Source organism: Actinomadura livida (genome assembly GCF_014648675.1).
In the GTDB taxonomy this organism is placed as follows: Bacteria; Actinomycetota; Actinomycetes; order Streptosporangiales; family Streptosporangiaceae; genus Spirillospora; species Spirillospora livida.
Map to the genome: position 1 here is coordinate 17,260 of NZ_BMRO01000024.1, position 16,054 is coordinate 33,313.

The 16,054-nt window shown below is 71.3% G+C and carries 20 protein-coding genes; 10 read left to right on the plus strand and 10 right to left on the minus strand.

Annotation, left to right across the window (positions count from 1 at the left end; all coding sequences use genetic code 11):
• Positions 1–58: 58 nt before the first annotated feature.
• Positions 59–820 carry an IclR family transcriptional regulator gene (locus IEZ03_RS35355; protein ID WP_184887233.1) on the plus strand — a complete coding sequence of 254 codons (762 nt, stop codon included), beginning with the start codon at positions 59–61 and terminating at the stop codon, positions 818–820.
• A gap of 15 nt (positions 821–835) precedes the next feature.
• Here IEZ03_RS35355 and IEZ03_RS35360 read toward each other — a convergent pair whose 3' ends face one another.
• The gene (locus tag IEZ03_RS35360) at positions 836–1,630 is read right to left on the minus strand and encodes an SDR family oxidoreductase (protein WP_184887235.1); all 795 of its coding nucleotides are present in this window, start codon (positions 1,628–1,630) and stop codon (positions 836–838) included.
• A 118-nt stretch (positions 1,631–1,748) separates the two neighbouring features.
• Complete coding sequence (locus IEZ03_RS35365; RefSeq protein ID WP_184887237.1) at positions 1,749–2,309, minus strand: TetR/AcrR family transcriptional regulator; 561 nt, start codon at positions 2,307–2,309, stop codon at positions 1,749–1,751.
• A gap of 113 nt (positions 2,310–2,422) precedes the next feature.
• Here IEZ03_RS35365 and IEZ03_RS35370 point away from each other — a divergent pair, with 113 nt between their 5' ends.
• The 3 genes from IEZ03_RS35370 to IEZ03_RS35380 all read left to right on the plus strand — a co-directional run bounded on the left by IEZ03_RS35370 (position 2,423) and on the right by IEZ03_RS35380 (position 4,792).
• Positions 2,423–3,460: an aldo/keto reductase gene (locus tag IEZ03_RS35370; protein WP_184887239.1), complete on the plus strand. Its 1,038-nt coding sequence runs from the start codon at positions 2,423–2,425 to the stop codon at positions 3,458–3,460.
• Between the two features lie 103 nt (positions 3,461–3,563).
• On the plus strand, positions 3,564–4,193 hold the full coding sequence (locus IEZ03_RS35375) for a ClpP family protease (protein ID WP_184887241.1): 630 nt from the start codon (positions 3,564–3,566) through the stop codon (positions 4,191–4,193).
• Complete coding sequence (locus tag IEZ03_RS35380; protein WP_184887243.1) at positions 4,190–4,792, plus strand: ClpP family protease; 603 nt, start codon at positions 4,190–4,192, stop codon at positions 4,790–4,792. Before IEZ03_RS35375 ends, IEZ03_RS35380 begins: the two co-directional genes overlap by 4 nt.
• 21 nt (positions 4,793–4,813) lie before the next feature.
• Here IEZ03_RS35380 and IEZ03_RS35385 read toward each other — a convergent pair whose 3' ends face one another.
• Together IEZ03_RS35385 and IEZ03_RS35390 are read right to left on the minus strand one after the other, a co-directional pair.
• Entirely contained in the window at positions 4,814–5,197 is a 384-nt protein-coding gene (locus tag IEZ03_RS35385) for a helix-turn-helix domain-containing protein (RefSeq protein WP_184887245.1), read from the minus strand.
• Positions 5,198–5,263: 66 nt separating this feature from the next.
• Complete coding sequence (locus IEZ03_RS35390) at positions 5,264–5,734, minus strand: DUF6194 family protein (protein ID WP_308428021.1); 471 nt, start codon at positions 5,732–5,734, stop codon at positions 5,264–5,266.
• Positions 5,735–5,774: 40 nt separating this feature from the next.
• Between IEZ03_RS35390 and IEZ03_RS35395 the strand changes: the two genes are divergently transcribed.
• On the plus strand, positions 5,775–6,506 hold the full coding sequence (locus tag IEZ03_RS35395) for a MerR family transcriptional regulator (RefSeq protein WP_184887247.1): 732 nt from the start codon (positions 5,775–5,777) through the stop codon (positions 6,504–6,506).
• Positions 6,507–6,614: 108 nt separating this feature from the next.
• Positions 6,615–7,334: a YqeB family protein gene (locus tag IEZ03_RS35400; RefSeq protein ID WP_184887249.1), complete on the plus strand. Its 720-nt coding sequence runs from the start codon at positions 6,615–6,617 to the stop codon at positions 7,332–7,334.
• A gap of 8 nt (positions 7,335–7,342) precedes the next feature.
• On the opposite strand, the gene IEZ03_RS35405 is transcribed toward IEZ03_RS35400, so the two are convergent.
• Complete coding sequence (locus IEZ03_RS35405; RefSeq protein ID WP_184887251.1) at positions 7,343–7,759, minus strand: ATP-binding protein; 417 nt, start codon at positions 7,757–7,759, stop codon at positions 7,343–7,345.
• A 261-nt stretch (positions 7,760–8,020) separates the two neighbouring features.
• On the opposite strand from IEZ03_RS35405, the gene IEZ03_RS35410 reads away from it, so the two are divergent.
• From IEZ03_RS35410 to IEZ03_RS35420, 3 genes are read left to right on the plus strand one after another with little or no spacing between them, the layout of a single operon-like run.
• Positions 8,021–8,896, plus strand: coding sequence for a helix-turn-helix domain-containing protein (locus tag IEZ03_RS35410; RefSeq protein WP_184887253.1), 876 nt, complete (start codon positions 8,021–8,023; stop codon positions 8,894–8,896).
• 1 nt (position 8,897) lies between these two features.
• Positions 8,898–9,098, plus strand: a complete 201-nt coding sequence (locus tag IEZ03_RS35415; RefSeq protein ID WP_184887255.1) for a DUF397 domain-containing protein — start codon at positions 8,898–8,900, stop codon at positions 9,096–9,098.
• Positions 9,098–9,286, plus strand: a complete 189-nt coding sequence (locus IEZ03_RS35420; protein ID WP_184890825.1) for a DUF397 domain-containing protein — start codon at positions 9,098–9,100, stop codon at positions 9,284–9,286. The genes IEZ03_RS35415 and IEZ03_RS35420 overlap by 1 nt, the downstream gene beginning before the upstream one ends.
• Positions 9,287–9,670: 384 nt before the next feature.
• Here the strand turns inward: IEZ03_RS35420 and IEZ03_RS35425 are convergent, their stop codons facing one another.
• Positions 9,671–11,002, minus strand: coding sequence for an HNH endonuclease signature motif containing protein (locus IEZ03_RS35425; RefSeq protein ID WP_184887257.1), 1,332 nt, complete (start codon positions 11,000–11,002; stop codon positions 9,671–9,673).
• Positions 11,003–12,043: 1,041 nt separating this feature from the next.
• On the opposite strand from IEZ03_RS35425, the gene IEZ03_RS35430 reads away from it, so the two are divergent.
• On the plus strand, positions 12,044–12,910 hold the full coding sequence (locus tag IEZ03_RS35430; RefSeq protein ID WP_184887259.1) for an endonuclease/exonuclease/phosphatase family protein: 867 nt from the start codon (positions 12,044–12,046) through the stop codon (positions 12,908–12,910).
• A 13-nt stretch (positions 12,911–12,923) separates the two neighbouring features.
• Here IEZ03_RS35430 and IEZ03_RS35435 read toward each other — a convergent pair whose 3' ends face one another.
• The 4 genes from IEZ03_RS35435 to IEZ03_RS35450 all read right to left on the minus strand — a co-directional run bounded on the left by IEZ03_RS35435 (position 12,924) and on the right by IEZ03_RS35450 (position 15,984).
• Positions 12,924–13,775 carry a cytochrome c biogenesis CcdA family protein gene (locus IEZ03_RS35435; RefSeq protein ID WP_184887261.1) on the minus strand — a complete coding sequence of 284 codons (852 nt, stop codon included), beginning with the start codon at positions 13,773–13,775 and terminating at the stop codon, positions 12,924–12,926.
• Positions 13,775–14,377, minus strand: coding sequence for a thioredoxin domain-containing protein (locus IEZ03_RS35440; protein ID WP_184887263.1), 603 nt, complete (start codon positions 14,375–14,377; stop codon positions 13,775–13,777). Before IEZ03_RS35440 ends, IEZ03_RS35435 begins: the two co-directional genes overlap by 1 nt.
• A gap of 78 nt (positions 14,378–14,455) precedes the next feature.
• The gene (locus tag IEZ03_RS35445; RefSeq protein WP_184887265.1) at positions 14,456–14,995 is read right to left on the minus strand and encodes a hypothetical protein; all 540 of its coding nucleotides are present in this window, start codon (positions 14,993–14,995) and stop codon (positions 14,456–14,458) included.
• 104 nt (positions 14,996–15,099) lie between these two features.
• The gene (locus IEZ03_RS35450; protein WP_184887267.1) at positions 15,100–15,984 is read right to left on the minus strand and encodes an alpha/beta fold hydrolase; all 885 of its coding nucleotides are present in this window, start codon (positions 15,982–15,984) and stop codon (positions 15,100–15,102) included.
• Positions 15,985–16,054 lie beyond the last annotated feature (70 nt).

The following is a 16,054-nucleotide window of genomic DNA, read 5'->3' on the forward strand; positions in this document are numbered from 1 at the left end:
GGAGGGGTGGCGACCGGCGACTGTCTCAGATACGAGACTATTGCGGGATAATGGGGCCATGAGCCAGGTTCCGGCCGCCCGCCGCGCCCTGGCGGTGCTGCGCCTGCTGGCCGCGGCGCCCGGCCCGCTCCCCGCCTCGGCGATCGCGCGCTCCCTCGGGCTGCCCCGGTCCAGTACGTACCACCTCCTGGCGGCCATGGCCGAGGACGGCTTCGTCACCGCCATCCCGGAGGAGCGCCGCTGGGGCCTGGGCGTCGCCGCCTTCGAGATCGGGTCCGCCTACCTGCGGCACGAGCCGCTGGAGCGCCTGGCCCGCCCGCTGCTCCGCCGCCTGGTGGACCGCGTGGGCGAGATCGTCCAGCTGGGCGTCCTGCACGGCGCCGAGACGCTCTACCTGCTCAAGGAGCAGCCGCCCGGCCACGCCACGCTGCTCACCGACGTGGGCGTCCGCATGCCCGCCCACCTCACGGCGAGCGGCCGCTCGATGCTCGCCCACCTGCCCGCGGCGCAGGTCCGCGCCCTCTTCCCCGGCCGGTTCGTCGACCGCACCGGGCTGGGGCCCGCGTCCCTGCGCGAACTGCGCCGCGTCCTCGCCGAGGACGCGCGCCGGGGATGGGCGGTGGAGGACGGCCACATCACCGAGGGCTTCGCGAGCATCGCCGCCTGCGCCTTCGACCACACGGCCCACCCCACGGCGGCGATCACCGTGACGTTCCGCCGCGAGGCCCACCCGCCCGGGACATGGCCCGCCCTGGCGGGTCCGGTCCGCGACACGGCCACCGCCCTGACGACGCGCCTGACCGGCCGGGCGCCGGGCTGAGCCGGTCCCGGAGGGTCAGAGGCCGTATCGGGAGAGGACGTCGCGCTTGCCGCCGGCGAGGAACTTCCGCGTCATCCGGCCGCTGGTGAGCCACTTGATGGCGGCGCCGTTCTTCTTGCTGGCCAGCATCCGGTCGACCAGGTGGGGCGCGACGTCGTCGACGTGGTCGCACAGGATGTTGAGGATCTTCCGCTGGTCCCGCACCTGCTCCGGTGCCGCCGCGGCCTCCCGGAGCCAGCCCTCGGTGATGAGCATCCCGGGGCTGACCTGCCCGACCCGGACGTCCGTCCCGTCGACCTCCTTGACCAGCGCGCGGGTGAACGAGTCGAGGCCGCGCTTGGTGGCCGAGTACACGCCCATCCCCGGGCGGATCCGGCCGTCGCTGCCGCCGCCCAGGATGTTGAAGACCTGGCCGCCCTTCCCGCTCATGCCGCGCACGGCGACCTGGGAGCCGTACACGGTGCCGAGCATGTTCGTGGTCACCATCGTCCGGACGTCGGCGGCGGGCGTCTCCGCGATCGGGCGGGTGGTGTTGGCGACACCGGCGTTGTTGATCCAGAGGTCGACGCCGCCGAGCGCCTCCACGGCGGCGTCCCACAGCTTCTCGACCTGCGCGGGGTCGGTGACGTCCACGGCGACTCCGTGGACGGCGGCCTCCCCGGCGGCCTCGGGCGCGAGCCGCTCGACGGCGTCGTCCACCGCCGCCCGGGTGCGTCCCGAGACGACCACTCCGTGGCCGCGGCGCAGCAGCTCGCGCGCGAGCGCGAACCCGATCCCCTTGGTGCTTCCGGTGACGACTGCCTTCCGCATGGCCACTCCCGGGGTAAGCCGGGCCTTACGCCCGGACGGCGTTGATCGTACGCACGCCGCGAGCCCCCGCCACAGGCCCAATCCCGCACAGCCGCAGGCTTGATCCGGCCTGCCGCCGTCACGCGTCCGCGGGAGGACGCAACCCGTCGAGCAGGGCCTGGACGATCGGGTCGAGGTAGGCGGCGTCGCCGTCGATCCCGCCGATGGCGACGATCATGTCGAGGATCTGCTCCAGGGCGAGGTCGCGGCGGACCTCCCCGGCCTCCTGGGCGGCGGCGAGGAGCCCGCCCCCGGCCGCGAGCACCCTGGCGCGGTTCCGGCCGAACACGGGGTTGTCGCCGTCGATGTGGGTGAGCAGCTCGGCGGCGATGGGCCGCTTGCCCGCCGTGAAGACGAGGAAGCGCTGCAGCCAGGCCGTGAACACCGCGCCGGGCGTCTCCCCCTCGGCCGTCCCGGCGGCCGCGCAGACGGCGTCGACCTCGTCCTGGTAGAGGGCCTCCAGGAGCTCCCGCCGGCTGGCGAAGTTGCGGTAGAGCGTGGCCATGCCGACCCCCGCGCGCCGGGAGATCTCGGCCATGGAGATGTCGTGGTCGGAGCGGGCGAACGCCTCCCGGGCCACCGCGAGGATCTTCTCGCGGTTGCGCCGGGCATCGGCACGCCGCGTGGGTGCAACGGACACGGGCTTCCCAAACGGATAGGCTATCCGGTACAGTACCGGAGAGGTTGTTCGTTTACGCGCCTCAGCGTATCCCACCCGTCCGCCGCGACCCGCGGCATTTCGAGGAGTTCTCCATGGACCACCGCCCCCTCGGGCGCACCGGCGTGGCCGTCAGCCCGTTCTGCCTGGGCACGATGATGTTCGGCGCCTTCGGCAACCCCGACCACGAGGACTCGGTCAAGATCGTCCACCGCGCGCTCGACGCCGGGATCAACTTCGTCGACACCGCCGACTTCTACTCCGCCGGCGAGTCGGAGCGGATCGTCGGCAAGGCCCTGGCCGGCGGGCGGCGCGACGGCGTCGTCCTCGCCACGAAGGCCGGGCTGCCGTTCGGCGACGACCCCAACATGCGCGGGACGTCCCGCCGCTGGATCACCCAGGCGGTGGAGGGCTCGCTGCGCCGGCTGGGCACCGACTGGATCGACCTCTTCCAGATCCACCGCCTCGACCCGGCCGTCGACGTGGACGAGACCCTCGGCGTGCTGTCCGACCTCGTGCACGCCGGGAAGATCCGGATGTTCGGCACCTCGACGGCCGCCGCCTCCGAGATCGTCGAGGCGCAGTGGACCGCGGAGCGGCGGGGCCGCGAACGCGTCCGCACCGAGCAGCCGCCGTACAGCATCCTGGCCCGCGCCGCCGAGTACGACGTGCTGCCGACCTGCCTGCGGCACGGCATGGGCGTGCTGACCTACAGCCCGCTCGCCGGCGGCTGGCTGACCGGCAGGTACCGCAAGGGCCGGGACGTCGAGCCGCCGGGTTCGGTCGCGCGCCGGGAGGGCTTCGCCGCCGTGTACGACGCGACGTCGCGGGCCAACGCGGCCAAGCTCGACGCCGCCGAGGCCCTCGCGGTGCTCGCCGAGGAGGCCGGGCTGTCGCTCGTGCAGCTGGCGCTCGCGTTCGTCACCCGCCACCCGGCGGTCACGTCGGCGATCGTCGGCCCCCGCACGATGGAGCACCTCGACTCGTACCTGGCGGCCGCCGGCGTCGAGCTCTCCGAAGACGTCCTCGACCGCATCGACGAGATCGTGCCGCCCGGCCACACCGTCAACATCGCCGACAACATGTGGAACACGAGCACGAGGGCCCTGGAGCCCGCGTCCCGCCGCCGCTGAGCGGCCCCCTGCCGGCCACGCCGCCCCGGCACGCTGCTCTCAGCGGATCTGCCGCAGGCGGATAGGGCGTGAACCACCGCCGGCCCCGCCGCATAGTCGAGGCATGAGCGAGGAACAGAAGATCCCGTTGTTCAACGAACGAGCGCGGCGCGAGCTGTACCAGCAGCGCGTCCTCGTGCTCGACGGCGGACTCGACGACGACAACGGCACCCTGCTTGCCACCCAGCTGATCACCTTGGCGCGGGAGGACGCGTCCACCGACATCGCGCTGTGGATCCACTCCCACGGCGGGTCGGTGCCGTCGATGCTCGCGATCCGCGACGTGATGCGGCTCGTCCCCTGCGACGTCTCCACACTGGTGCTCGGCGTCGCCTACAGCGCGGGCCAGTTCCTGCTGTCGTCGGGGACCCGCGGCAAGCGCCGCGCGATGCCGCACGCCCGCGTGCTGATGCACCAGGGCTCCGCCGGCATCGCCGGCGCGGCCGTCGACATCGAACTGCAGGCCAACGACCTGCGCCACACCCGCGACACCGTCCTCGGGCTCATCGCCGAGGACACCGGGCAGCCGCTGGAGCGCGTCTTCGAGGACTCGCTGCACGACCGCTGGTTCACCGCGCGGGAGGCGCTCGACTACGGGTTCATCGACTCGATCGTCACCTCGCTGGACGAGGTCGTGCCCGACGCCCGCCGGCGCGTCGGGCTCGGCGTCCCCGCGGAAGGAGCCGCCCGGTGAGCAGCTACACGATCCCCAACGTGATCGCGCAGCACCCCCGCGGTGAGCGGATCATGGACGTCTACTCCCACCTGCTCACCGAGCGGATCATCTACCTCGGCACCGCCATCGACGCGGGCGTGGCCAACGCCCTCGTCGCGCAGCTGCTGCACCTGGAGTCCGACAGCCCGGACACCGACATCCAGCTCTACATCAACTGCGAGGGCGGGGACCCGAGCGCGATGCTCGCGGTGTACGACACGCTGCGCTTCATCCGGTCGCCGGTGGCGACGACGTGCGTGGGGCAGGCGGTCGCCGTCGGCGCGGTGCTCCTCGCGGCGGGCGCCCCCGGCAAGCGCGCCGCGCTCCCCCACACCCGCGTGGTGCTGCACCAGCCGATGGGGCAGAGCCGCGGCGCGATCCCGGACCTGATCCTGCAGGCGGACGAGGTCGTCCGCGTCCGCGCGGACATCGAGGAGATCCTGTCCCGGCACACCGGGCAGGACACCGCGACCCTGCGCGCCGACACCGACCGGGACCGGGTCTTCACCGCGCACGCGGCGCTGGACTACGGCCTCATCGACCATGTCCTCGAGGAGCGGCAGCCGCTCCCCGCGTAGGCACGCCGCCGGGGCGTACCGTCACGCGGCCAGCGCGTAGGCGGTCGGCCCGGCCGGCGCGCTGACCGGGGCGCTGACTGGGGCGCCGACCGGGGCGCCGACCGGGGCGCCGAGGAGGGTCGTCGCGACGGCGAGGGTCAGGTCGGCGAGCGTCACGTCGAGGGCGCCGGCGACCGCGGCGATCATCTCGCTCGACGGCTCCTTGACCCCGCGCTCCATCTCGGAGAGGTACTGCGGGGAGACCCCGGCCCGGCGGGCGGTCTCGACCAGGATCTCGCCGCGCTCGGTGCGCAGGCGCCGCAGGCATTCGCCGAGCGCCTCGCGCCACAGCGGCTCCTGGCCGGGCCCGCCCGGCTCGGGCGGCGTGTCGTCGGCGGGCGGGAACGGTCGGACGATCTCAGCCATGCCTCATCGTAAATCGGCCGTCCCGCGATGTCCCGGCCATTCCGCCCACCGCAGAACGGCCGCCTCCTAGGGCGCCTCGCCGGCGCGCCGGGCGGCACGGTCCCGCGCGTTCTCATGGGCCTCGCGCAGCAGGGCGACCACGGTCGGCCCGGTCCTCTCGCCCGGGACGACGACGGCGATCCAGCCGAGCGCCCCGTAGACGGGGTGCGGGAGGATCACGTCGGCGGCGCCGAAGTCCCGCGGCGCCGGTTCGCGGCCCGGCTCCGCACCGGTGAGCTCGGTGTACCGGGCGCGGCCGACGTGGACGTTGACCCGCCACCGTCCCGCCGGGCCGAGGCCGGACAGGGCGTCGCCGGGGTAGTCCTTGGTCACGATGGTGGCGTAGGGCTGCGCCCGGACCGGGACCGTGCCGTCGGGGGCGTAGTAGAAGAAGTGATCCCCCCACGCGATCTCGGGGCCTCCATCGCCTTCCGTGGGCGCGAGTTCGTGGACGCCGACGAACGCACGGATCGTCTCCAGCAGTTCCTCCATACTCATGCTTGAAGTGTGAGGTTGAAGTGCTGACGGAGGGTTTGCGGTGGGCGAAGGGCTCGGCACGGCCGCGCTTTCGGCGGCCTCGGGGTACTCCGCGCAGCAGATCCGCGACCTTGAGGCACTGGGCGTCATCCCGCGGGCGCCCCGGGCGGCGAACGGGTACCGGCGGTTCTCCCGGCGCCACGTGCGGGACCTGCGCGCGTACCGCGAACTCGCCACCGCCGTGGGGCCGGTCCGCGCCCGCCACGCCATGCGCGAGATCCGCGCGCTGCCGCCCGGCGAGGCGGCCGCCCTGGTGAGCTCGTTCCACATCGCCCTGAACCGCGAGCGGGACGACGCGCTCGCCGCGCGGGAGGCGCTGGAGATGATCCGCGCGGAGGCGGCGGCCGACGCGGCACCGGCCGCCGGGGACTCGATGACGATCACCGAGCTGGCCGAGGCCCTCGGCGTCCGCGCCTCGGCGCTCCGGTTCTGGGAGAAGGCGGGCCTCGTCCGGCCGGAGCGGGTGGCGGCCCGGGCCGGCTCCGCCCGCCGCTACCCGCTCCCGGCGATCCGCGAAGCCCGGATCACCGCGGTGCTGAGGGCGGCGGGCTACCGCGTCCCCGACGTCCAGCGGACGATGGCCGCCGTCCGCCGCGTGCACGACCTGGACGACCCGCTCCGCACCCTGGACGCCCGCGTAGAAGCGATCACCCACCGCACACGAGCCCTGTTGAGGGCCGGCACCGACCTGGCCGAGATCATCACCGACTCCGCAACCGGTGGCATCGACTGAAGGCGGTCCGACCGTCGACCTTGGTCGGTCGGGATTCGTCCTCGGGCTCTCGTGGGTGCGGTCGCGGAAACGCGACACTTCACTTGGAGAGCGAGGAGGAGCGCGGAAGTGAGCAAGTCATCCGAGGAGCACGACCGGCCCGCGGTGCTGCGGGAGCCCGCCTGGAGTACGGCGGCCGTGTACGTCGTCGCCGCGTTGCTGGGGGCGGCCGCCGGCTGGCTCCTCGGTCTCCTGGCGGAGTGGCTGGTGTCGCTGCCCTACGCGCCGATGAAGGGTCCCGCCCGGCTGGTCGACATGATCCCCGGCGTGGTGCTGCCCGTCCTGGGTGCCCTGGCGGGGCTCGTGGTGGGACTCATCGCCCAGTACGAGCAGCTGGTGATCCGCCTGTACAAGGACCATGTCGTGCTCACCCGCAAGGGGCACGAGCAGCGGCTCTCCCGCGAGGACATCGCCATCATCTGCCGGAACGGCGGCAAGCTGGTCGTGCTCGGCACCGACGGCGGCGAACTCGCCCGCGTCGAGAGCGGGCTGGACTTCGGCCGAGTCGCCGCGACGGTCGCCGAGCACGGCTACCGGTGGGCGGACGCCGATCCGTACGAGCACGAGTTCCGCCTCTGGGTCCCCGACCTTCCCGGCCTGTCCGATGGGGCGAACGCCCTCCTCAAGGCCCGCCAGAACTCACTGGAAGACGACAACGAGGACGACGCGCGGCTGCTCCGCGAGGAACTGGCGCACCTCGGCGTCGTGGTGAAGGAGGAGAAGCGCCGCCAGTACGTCCGAACCCTGGGACAGGTGCCGGTGAGGAAGGACGAGAGACCCGAGCAATAGGCCACGCGTCAGGCCGGGAAGGTGGCGCGAACGGTGCGGGCCTCCGGCGTGCCGGTCCAGGACCAGGTGGCTGCGAGGGCGTCCACCGTGAGGAGTCCACGACCGCCCTCCGCGAGCTCGGCCAGGTTGCGGAGGCGGGGCTCCCCCGGCCCGCCCTGGTCGGTGACGTAGACGATGACGCCTGCCACGTCCATGCTGATGTCCACGGTGAACCGGCCGCCGGGGCGACCCGAGGCGGTGTGCCGGATCGCGTTGACGGCCAACTCGTCCAGGACGAGGAGGACGTCGTCCAGCGCCGGGAAGTCGGCCAGCAGGTGAGCGGCGAACGCCCGGACGAACCGGGCCTGTTCCGGCCTTCCCCGGAACTCGCGCCGCCAGTACATCGGCGCCTCCGGCTTTGCGGGGGCGGAAACGGCGAGGAGCATTGATCACCTCTCGGGGACGACGTGTTCTTCGGCCGTTCCATCTTCAGTAACCGAGCGACCACAGGACGGAAAAGCAGCAGCACAGCGGCCCGCCTGAGGCTTCGGCACGCCTTCAGGGCGAACGCGCACGCCCGTTTACGTAAACGAACGGAACGTTCGAGCGGAAGACCTTCGATGACACGCTCGGCGATCACGTGATAACACAGAGTCGACAATGCTGATCCCCCGGTCAGCGCCCCCGCCTGAGCACGGAGGTCTCCGGTGAGCAGCCCGTTCGTCCGCCGGCGCCGCCTCGCCGCCGAACTGCGCACCCTCCGCGAGCAGAACGGAATCACGGCCGACGAACTGGCCCGCCGCATCTACCGCTCCCGCATGACGGTGTCCAAGCTGGAGAACGCCCGCTGCCGCCCCGACATCCGCGACATCGTGAAGATCCTGAAGGTCCTCGGCGTCACCGGCGAGAGGTTCGACGCCATCTTCAAGATCGCCTGCGACGCCGCCGACCGCGGCTGGTGGGACGCCTACGGCGACGCCATGGGCGCCCGCCAGCGCATGTACGCCGACCTCGAATCCGGCGCCGCGACCATCCGCGAGTACCACCAACTCGCTCTGCCTGGCCTCCTCCAGTCGGTCGAGTACCACTGGGCACTCATCGAACTGGACCGCCTCGAAGGCTCCGAGATGAACTACGTGCCCGAGAAAAGCGTAGAAGCGCGGCAATGTAGGCAACAGAACCTCTTCCGACGTAATGGCCCTTCACTTGAGGTCATCATCGACGAGTTCCTCCTGAAGAGGCTTGCGGTCTCCCCGCTTGTCATGGCTGCTCAGCTCAAACACATGGTGCAGTTGGTAACCCGCGAACCACGCTTCACGATTCTTGTCCTGCCGCTGGACGCCCGCCTACCACCGGGCCGACTGCCTGCCTCTGCATACACCATTTACGAGTTTCCCGACCCTGACGACCCTCGGCTCGTCGTCGCGGAGACCAGCAATCGCCTGGTTCACACCACTCCGGATGAGGTGAAAGGGTATGACCGTCTACATGACCGTCTCCGGCAGGCCGCACTGCCCTCCTTGGAGAGTCTCTCTCTTCTGACGGACACGGCCGACCGGCTGAGTGAACAGGCAGGCCCGTAACATGAAGCAGCAGTACAGCGGCTGGCGCAAGTCGAGCCGTAGTGTCCCGGACTCCAACTGTGTGGAGGTCGGCTGTTCCCTCCAGGGCACCATAGGCGTGCGCGACACCAAGCAAGGAGACACCGGTCCCGTCCTCGACTTCACCCCCCGCGAATGGGCCACCCTCATGCAAACCCTCCGCTCCAGCACCCCGCACACGTGATGCACTACAGCAACTGGCGCAAGTCCCGGATCAGCGAAGCCAACGGCGCCTGCCTTGAAGTCGCCGTTTCTGACCACGGGAACATCCGCGTACGGGACAGCAAGCAAGGCGACCCGGGTCCCGTCCTGGATTTCTCGCCTCGCGAGTGGTCTCAGCTCATGGAGGCCATTCGCTCTGCCGGGGACTGACCCAGCAGCGCAGGCGAGCCCGTCGGCCACGCGCTCGGCTTCTGCTTGCGCAGGTGCCGAACCCAAGGTCGGCAAGGCCTGGCGCCGCCGCCTCAACCGCGGCTACGGCCATCAAGCCCACCATGCCTTGCCACCATGCCTTGCCACCATGCCTTGCCACCATGTGTTGTCACGCTTGCGCTGGAACAAGCGCACCAGCCACCACACTGCGGCGTACCGCCGCAGTGTGAGGGAGAGGGACAGCGGCGAAACTCGGCGAGGGGCCATCATGTGCCTCCAGAACCACATTGACCGCTGGTCCACCAGATCATCACCCGCCCAACCGACTGGGCTCCCATCGGGGCGGCTTGACGCCCATGGGGTTTATGGGGGCGTCTGTCCCGGTCAGGGGCCGGCTGCCTGGCGACGGCCGCGGGTCGGGTTGGGGCGGAGTCGACGGGGCCGGGACCGGACTCGATGGTTCGTTGCGGGATTCCACAGGTCGGGGTTCCAGAGGTCGGTGGCGGGCGCCGGCGCCGGCGTATCGCTCGGCGGCCGGATGCGGTAGGTGTAGCGTCCGTCGCCGTCCTTGGCGATGTGGACGTGCTCGGGGTTGGTGGCCTTGAAACGGTTGTGGAACCCGCAGGTGAGGGCCAGTTCGTCGATGTCGGTGCGGCCGTTGCCCAGGGCCCAGCCGTTGACGTGGTCGACTTCGCAGAGCGGACCGGGGACCTCACAGCCCTGGACCGCGCAGCTCGGGTTGAGGGCTTCCAGTACCTGGCGTTGAGCCGGGGTGGCGAAGCGGACGCGGCGCCCGAGGTAGAGGGGGATGTGGCCGCGCCCCAGAAGAAGTGGCGCCACCCCGGCGTTCAGGGCGATCCGGCGGGCCTGCTCGGCGGGGATCGGGGTGCCGTCGGTGAGGCGGGCGGGCGCGGTGCCGCCGGTCAGGGTGTCCAGATCGCAGATGACGGTGACCTTGGTGGCCTTGTGGCCCCCGGCGAGCACGTTCGTCAGAGCTGCCGCCGTCCGCTCTGACAGGTCGCGCTGGTCCTCGGTCCCGGCCGGTTTGGCGAGGGGCGCAAGGGTCCCGTCCCAGACGGCGGCGTCTTCGGCGTTCAACCAGCCCTTGATGTAGCGGCCACCGTCCAGTGAGCGGGTGGAATCGATCCAGGACAGCTCGTAGCCGCGCCGACTGTCGGGATCGGGCTTCTCCGTGCCGTCGCGTTCGGCGATCAGATCGGTGATCCGGCTGCCGAAGGCGGCGACCTTTCCAGCGGAGAAGCCCTGCCCGGCCAGGTCGAGGAGGATGTCCTGGGCGGTGGCGCAGTCGTCATCGTCCAGTCGCGTGACGGCGGAGGCGATGGTGGCGGCGTACCCGTAGGAGATGTCGCCGCGGGCGAGTCGCCTGGCGACCTCGCCGATTCGGTGACGTTGCCGGGCCAGGTTGATGCGCTCCTTGGCGCGGGCCTCGCGCATGCCGAGGCGGGAACGCAGCCAACTGCGGACGGACGGGTACCCCCAGCGGCGCATCTCCCCCACCGCATCGACTCGGGCGATCAGCGTGGCGAGGGCGCTTTCGTGCAGGTCGTTGGCACGAGCCAGGGTTTCGGTGGCCCGCATGCATACGGCCGCAGAGTCGGGCGCATCACGTTGAGCGAGTTCGGCCGCGATCGTCGCCGCCGCGTCCACCAACTCACTGGTGGACATCGAGGCCACATCGATCTCTGTCGAACACATGAATCAATGATATCGAACATCGCTTCCGACCATCGCCCACTTCAAGGTGAAAATATTAAGACCTTAAAGATAGTCTGAGCAACAGAATACCGAGCAGAATTCAACTCCTCCTTGAATCTCTCACGAGTCCACGGGCCCACGGTCGAAACACACTCCGCCACTTCGATCCAGAGGCATCCTTCTCGACCGACGAACTCGACCGACTGGACCGGCCACCGCCCACTGGCAGAAGATCTACATAAAGTGACCACAATCCACCAACTGGTCCGAGCGAAACAAAGGCAGCCTCAAGCCAGAACCCCGGACAAACCGCCACGTAGCCACCTACCACCAACCGGCGAGCCCAGCCGAAGTGACGTCAACCGACAGCAACCCGCACCATTGCGCACCCAACTTGCCAGGGGCCACCTCAGCCAGGCACCCACCGCAACCACACCATTCCGATAAAAGATCGCCGCAACCCCAAAGGGCCACAGAACCACTGCTGGCACCGCGCCGAAATCCCGAATCTCGGGAGTGTCCAGAATCTGGGAGCGAGGCGGCTCTCACTTCAGGGCCGGGCCGGGCTGGCGAGCATCAGGCACACAGGCCGGCGAGACCAGGGCGACAGAGACGACCCCAGCCACACCTGGTTCCTCCGCCTGGTTCCGCGCTGCATCCTGCGCGGGCGGGGTGTGCAGGTCGGCGGAGGCGGGGCCGGCCATCGCCAGGCCCGCCGCGGCGGCGGCAGCTCCGGCCGGTGCGAGCATCCGCTGCCTTGTCAGGGCCGTCGGCTTCTTTCCATTCATACCGGTGCTTCCTTTCCCGCTGAGGTGGAGCATCGGCTGCTCCATCCACTGACACGGCGAGTCAAGCATCGGCCCGCTTCGGGTTTACTTCTTGGCGGCTTCATGACCGTTCACCGGCCCGGAGCGCCGGGACGGGAAGCGCGATCTATGGCGGTAGGGCGGGGATTGCTGTGGGTGGTCTTGATCGATTCGGTTCGGGCGGGGATGTTCGAAGGGTGTGGGGTCTCGGTCCGGGTTCCGCGGCGGGAGTGTGATGGGCGGGCGTCGGTGGTTCTGGGCGGTGGTCGCCGCCGGGGCGCTACTGCTCGTCTCGGGGTTCGTGGTGGCCGAGCCGGCGCGGGGCGACGCGACCGTGCGGGTGATGACCTACAACGTGCGGGGGGTCAACGATCCGCCGCCACGGGACTGGCGCACCCGGCGGAAGCTGGTCGAGCGTCTCCTCGGCCGTCATGATCCCGACCTGCTGGGCGTCCAGGAGGGGCGGTGGCACCAGATCCGCGACCTCGCCCGAATGCTGCCGGACCACCGGTGGATCGGGCTCGGCACCCAGGGCGGCACCAAGGACCAGATCCTGGCGATCTTCTACGGCAAGCGGTTCGAGGTGCTGGACTTCGACCACTTCTGGCTGTCCGACACCCCCGACGCCATCGGTTCCGCGAGCTGGGGGAACCGGTACGTGCGGATGGTGACCTGGGCCAAGTTCCGCGATCGGCGCACCGGCGTGGTCTTCCACCACGTCAACACGCATCTGGACAACGGGTCGGCGGAGTCGAGGGTGAAGAGCGCCGAGCTGATCCTGCGCCGCGTCCGCGGGTTCCAGGCGGGCGTCCCGGTGGTGCTGACCGGGGACTTCAACTCCGCCGCCGGGACGTCGCCCGAGTACACCGTCCTCACCGGAGCGGACGCGTTCCACGACACATGGACGACGGCCCGGAAACGCGGCACCGAGTACGGCACCCTCGGACGGTGGCGTCCACCGAAACGGGGCGGCCGGCGGCTGGACTGGATCCTGGCGCGGGGGCAGGTGCGGACGTCGTGGGCCGAGATCGACCCGTACCGGGGCGGCGGGCTCTACCCCTCCGACCACCTCCCCGTCGTCGCGCATCTCCGGATCGGCTGAGTCACGTGCCGTGTCACCGTCGCGCGGCGTCCTTGCCGGACGCCGTACGGTGGCGCCGCAGCCGGTGCGCCGCCAGGGTCGCGGCCACGAGGGCGGTGAAGACGGCGGCGATCCACCAGACGCCGAGCTGGTCCAGCCAGGTCGTGAGCGCGCCCTGGACCTCGGTGGCGGTGTCCACGACCGTGGAGTCGGCCGAGGCCCCCGCATTGAGGCGTGTCTCGTACCAGCCGTAGTAGGTGACGTAGAGCCCGGCCGGGAGGAGGAAGGCGCCGCTGACGCGGGAGACGTGCGGCAGTATCCGGCGGGTGCGCGCCACGGCCGCCTCGCGTGCCAGCGCCACCAGCATCGACAGGAGCCCGACGACCAAGCCCATGCCGATGCCGTACGCGGCGAACGCCGCGAGTCCGGCCGCGATGCCCGTGCCGCCGGACACCAGCCCGGTGACGGCCAGGAACGGCGCGATCGTGCACGACAGGGAGGCGACGGCGTACGAGACGCCGTATCCGTACAGTCCCGCCAGTGAACCCGTCAGGCCGCCCGCCTGGACGCGGGGCAGGCGGACCAGCAGTTCCCGCCCGGTCAGCAGCCACCCGCCGAGCACGGCCAGGGCCAGGCCGATGACGATGGTGAGCCAGGGCAGGTACTCCTGGACCGAGGTCGTCAGAACGGAGATGAGCAGGCCGAACGCGCCGAAGACGGTGACGAACCCCGCGGTCATCGCGGCCGAGAGCCGCAGCGCCCGCCACACCCCGCCCGCCCCCGGCGTCGCGACCAGCAGCGCCAGGTAGGAGGGCAGCAGCGCGAAACCGCACGGGTTGAACGCCGCGACCAGCCCGGCGGCCAGGGCGAGCGAGATCCGCTCCATCAGCCGAGCAGCTCGTCGACGTGGCGGCTCAGCTCGTCCTCGTCCAGCGGTCCGGAGTCCTTGCTCGTCTTGCCGTCGGGCGCCATGAACAGGAACGAGGACTGGGAGGTCACCTTGAAGTGGGAGTACAGCCTGCCGGTCCGGTCGTCCAGGTGGGTGAGGTTCCCGGTGCCGGTCCGGGAGACGAAGTCCCGCAGCCGGCCCTTGTCCTTCTCCAGGCCCCCGATGCCGACGAAGGAGACCTCGTCCCCATACTTCTCGGCCGCCTTGGCCACGTTGGGGCCCTCAGACCGGCATTTGGAGCACCATGGCGCCCAGAACCAGAACACGGCCGGCCTGCCTGCCAGGGCCGCCCCGTCGAACTGCTCGCCGGCCAGCGTCTCGCCCTTGAACCGCAGCGCCTCGGGGACGTCGCGGCCCTGCGCGCCGGGACTCTGCGCGCCAGAACTCTGCGCGCCAGAACTCTGCGCGCCGGGACTCTGCGCGCCGGGACTCGCGGGTGCCTCGCTCGGCGATTCGACGGCGCTCGTCGCCTCGCCGCCACCACCGCATCCGGCCACGAGCAGCGCGGCACCGGCCATCGTCACGATCGCCTTCTTCATGCCCATCACGCTAACGGCCGGAGGCGCCGCCATTCCTTACGAAGCGATGACGTCCGCTCCGGCGGGTGGCCGGCCGGGTCAGACGACGCCGCGGAGCGGATCGGAGGCGAGTTCCCACAGCCTCCGGGCCACGGGATGCCGGAGGTCCGGGTCGATGGCCCGGGCCAGTGCCGCGAGCTGGTCGGGCGGCAGGAGCGCACCGCCGCGGGACGGGTCGCGCAACCAGATCCGTGCCGGCGCGGTGCCGGGTGCCCGCACGACCAGGCGGGGCAGGACGCCTCCGCGCCAGTTCGTCCAGACCGGCGTGGCGGTCTCCGCGGCGACATGGGCGGCCCGGAGATCGTACGTCCTGCGGCCGAAGAGCAGGCGCCGGACGAGGACCCTGCCGTCCAGCCAGTACGCGTTGCGGTACTGCAGGGCCAGCGTGAGGACGACCAGGACGTCGATCAGCAGGAGCATGAGCAGGAAGAAAGCGCCTACGCCCGGCACCTCCGACGAGGTGAGGAACATCCAGCCGAGGGCGCCGAGCATCAGGTTCGCCAGGGCGATCAGAGGGACCAGGCATCCGAGCCAGACGACCCGCATCGACCGGGGCATGCCGACGTGCAATCGGATCATTCGTCCTCCCTCGCCGGTCCGCCACGCCTCGCCGGGCGCCGGCCACGCCATGATCGTAGGAGGCGGCGCGTCGCGGACCGGCTCGGCCCCCGGGCGCTCCGCGCCTAGGCGTCGCCGCCGGGGTGCCGTGCCCGGTGCGCCAGGGCGGTGCGGAGGATGCTGGTGGGGTGCTTCCACAGCACGGCGCCGCCGACCGCGGGGACCGTGTGGAGGCGGGCGCCGGGAATGCGCGCCGCGAGGGTCCTGCCGTTGTCGGGTGAATGGCCCGTGTCCTCCTCGCCGTACCAGAGGTCGACCGGGACGCCGATACCGCCGAGGTCGAACGGCCAGCGGCCCATCGCCAGCACGGTGTCGCGGGCGTAACCGTCCGGGCCCTGCACGAACGCTTCGTCCAGAGCCCGCCGGTATCCCGCCATGAAGTACGGGTCCCGGTAGACGCGGAGGTCCGAGGGCGGGCTCGCGTCCATGACCATGCTCCACAGCGCGTCGGGGCCCAGCCCGCGGAAGAACAGCTCGGCACCCGCGCGATCTGAGGCGACACGGTCGACCAGGCCGCGCAGCTCGCCCGGGAGCGCGGACGCGAACTCCGGTGCGGCCACCTCGTCGGCCCCGGAGACGATCGCGACCGCCGAGCCGACCCCCTCGGCGGCGCAGGCGAGCGCGAACGGGGCGCCCTGCGAGTTGCCGACCAGGACGGGGTCCGCCAGCCCGCGCAGGGCGGCGAGGTCGCTCATGTCCGCGGCGAAGCCAGCGAAGGTCCTGCCGGGCGACGGGGTCGACGCGCCGAGGCCCGGCCGGTCGGCGGAGACGAGGCGCACCCCGAGGGGGCCGACCGCCTCCGGGCCGAAGCCGAGCCGGCGGCTGGTCGCCGCCCCCGGGCACAGCAGCACCGGGACGCCGTCCTCCGGACCCCATTCCGCCCAGCCGAGCAGTCGGCCGTCGGGCAGTTCGATCTCGCCCACCCGCTCGGGCGCCCGCACATAAGCCATGACCCCCATCATGGGCACCGGCGAGGCCGAGCGCACAATGCTTTTCCGGGCGTACACGACGGAGCCCCCC

Bases quoted from the DNA above. Each gene is read 5' to 3' on its own strand.
- IEZ03_RS35450 (WP_184887267.1), bottom strand. From the start codon at position 15,984: ATGGCTTATGTGCGGGCGCCCGAGCGGGTGGGCGAGATCGAACTGCCC.
- IEZ03_RS35415 (WP_184887255.1), top strand. From the start codon at position 8,898: ATGAAGCAGCAGTACAGCGGCTGGCGCAAGTCGAGCCGTAGTGTCCCG.
- IEZ03_RS35370 (WP_184887239.1), top strand. From the start codon at position 2,423: ATGGACCACCGCCCCCTCGGGCGCACCGGCGTGGCCGTCAGCCCGTTC.
- IEZ03_RS35405 (WP_184887251.1), bottom strand. From the start codon at position 7,759: ATGCTCCTCGCCGTTTCCGCCCCCGCAAAGCCGGAGGCGCCGATGTAC.
- IEZ03_RS35445 (WP_184887265.1), bottom strand. From the start codon at position 14,995: ATGATCCGATTGCACGTCGGCATGCCCCGGTCGATGCGGGTCGTCTGG.
- IEZ03_RS35425 (WP_184887257.1), bottom strand. From the start codon at position 11,002: ATGTGTTCGACAGAGATCGATGTGGCCTCGATGTCCACCAGTGAGTTG.
- IEZ03_RS35375 (WP_184887241.1), top strand. From the start codon at position 3,564: ATGAGCGAGGAACAGAAGATCCCGTTGTTCAACGAACGAGCGCGGCGC.
- IEZ03_RS35430 (WP_184887259.1), top strand. From the start codon at position 12,044: ATGGGCGGGCGTCGGTGGTTCTGGGCGGTGGTCGCCGCCGGGGCGCTA.
- IEZ03_RS35390 (WP_308428021.1), bottom strand. From the start codon at position 5,734: ATGAGTATGGAGGAACTGCTGGAGACGATCCGTGCGTTCGTCGGCGTC.
- IEZ03_RS35360 (WP_184887235.1), bottom strand. From the start codon at position 1,630: ATGCGGAAGGCAGTCGTCACCGGAAGCACCAAGGGGATCGGGTTCGCG.
- IEZ03_RS35440 (WP_184887263.1), bottom strand. From the start codon at position 14,377: ATGAAGAAGGCGATCGTGACGATGGCCGGTGCCGCGCTGCTCGTGGCC.
- IEZ03_RS35435 (WP_184887261.1), bottom strand. From the start codon at position 13,775: ATGGAGCGGATCTCGCTCGCCCTGGCCGCCGGGCTGGTCGCGGCGTTC.
- IEZ03_RS35385 (WP_184887245.1), bottom strand. From the start codon at position 5,197: ATGGCTGAGATCGTCCGACCGTTCCCGCCCGCCGACGACACGCCGCCC.
- IEZ03_RS35420 (WP_184890825.1), top strand. From the start codon at position 9,098: ATGCACTACAGCAACTGGCGCAAGTCCCGGATCAGCGAAGCCAACGGC.
- IEZ03_RS35355 (WP_184887233.1), top strand. From the start codon at position 59: ATGAGCCAGGTTCCGGCCGCCCGCCGCGCCCTGGCGGTGCTGCGCCTG.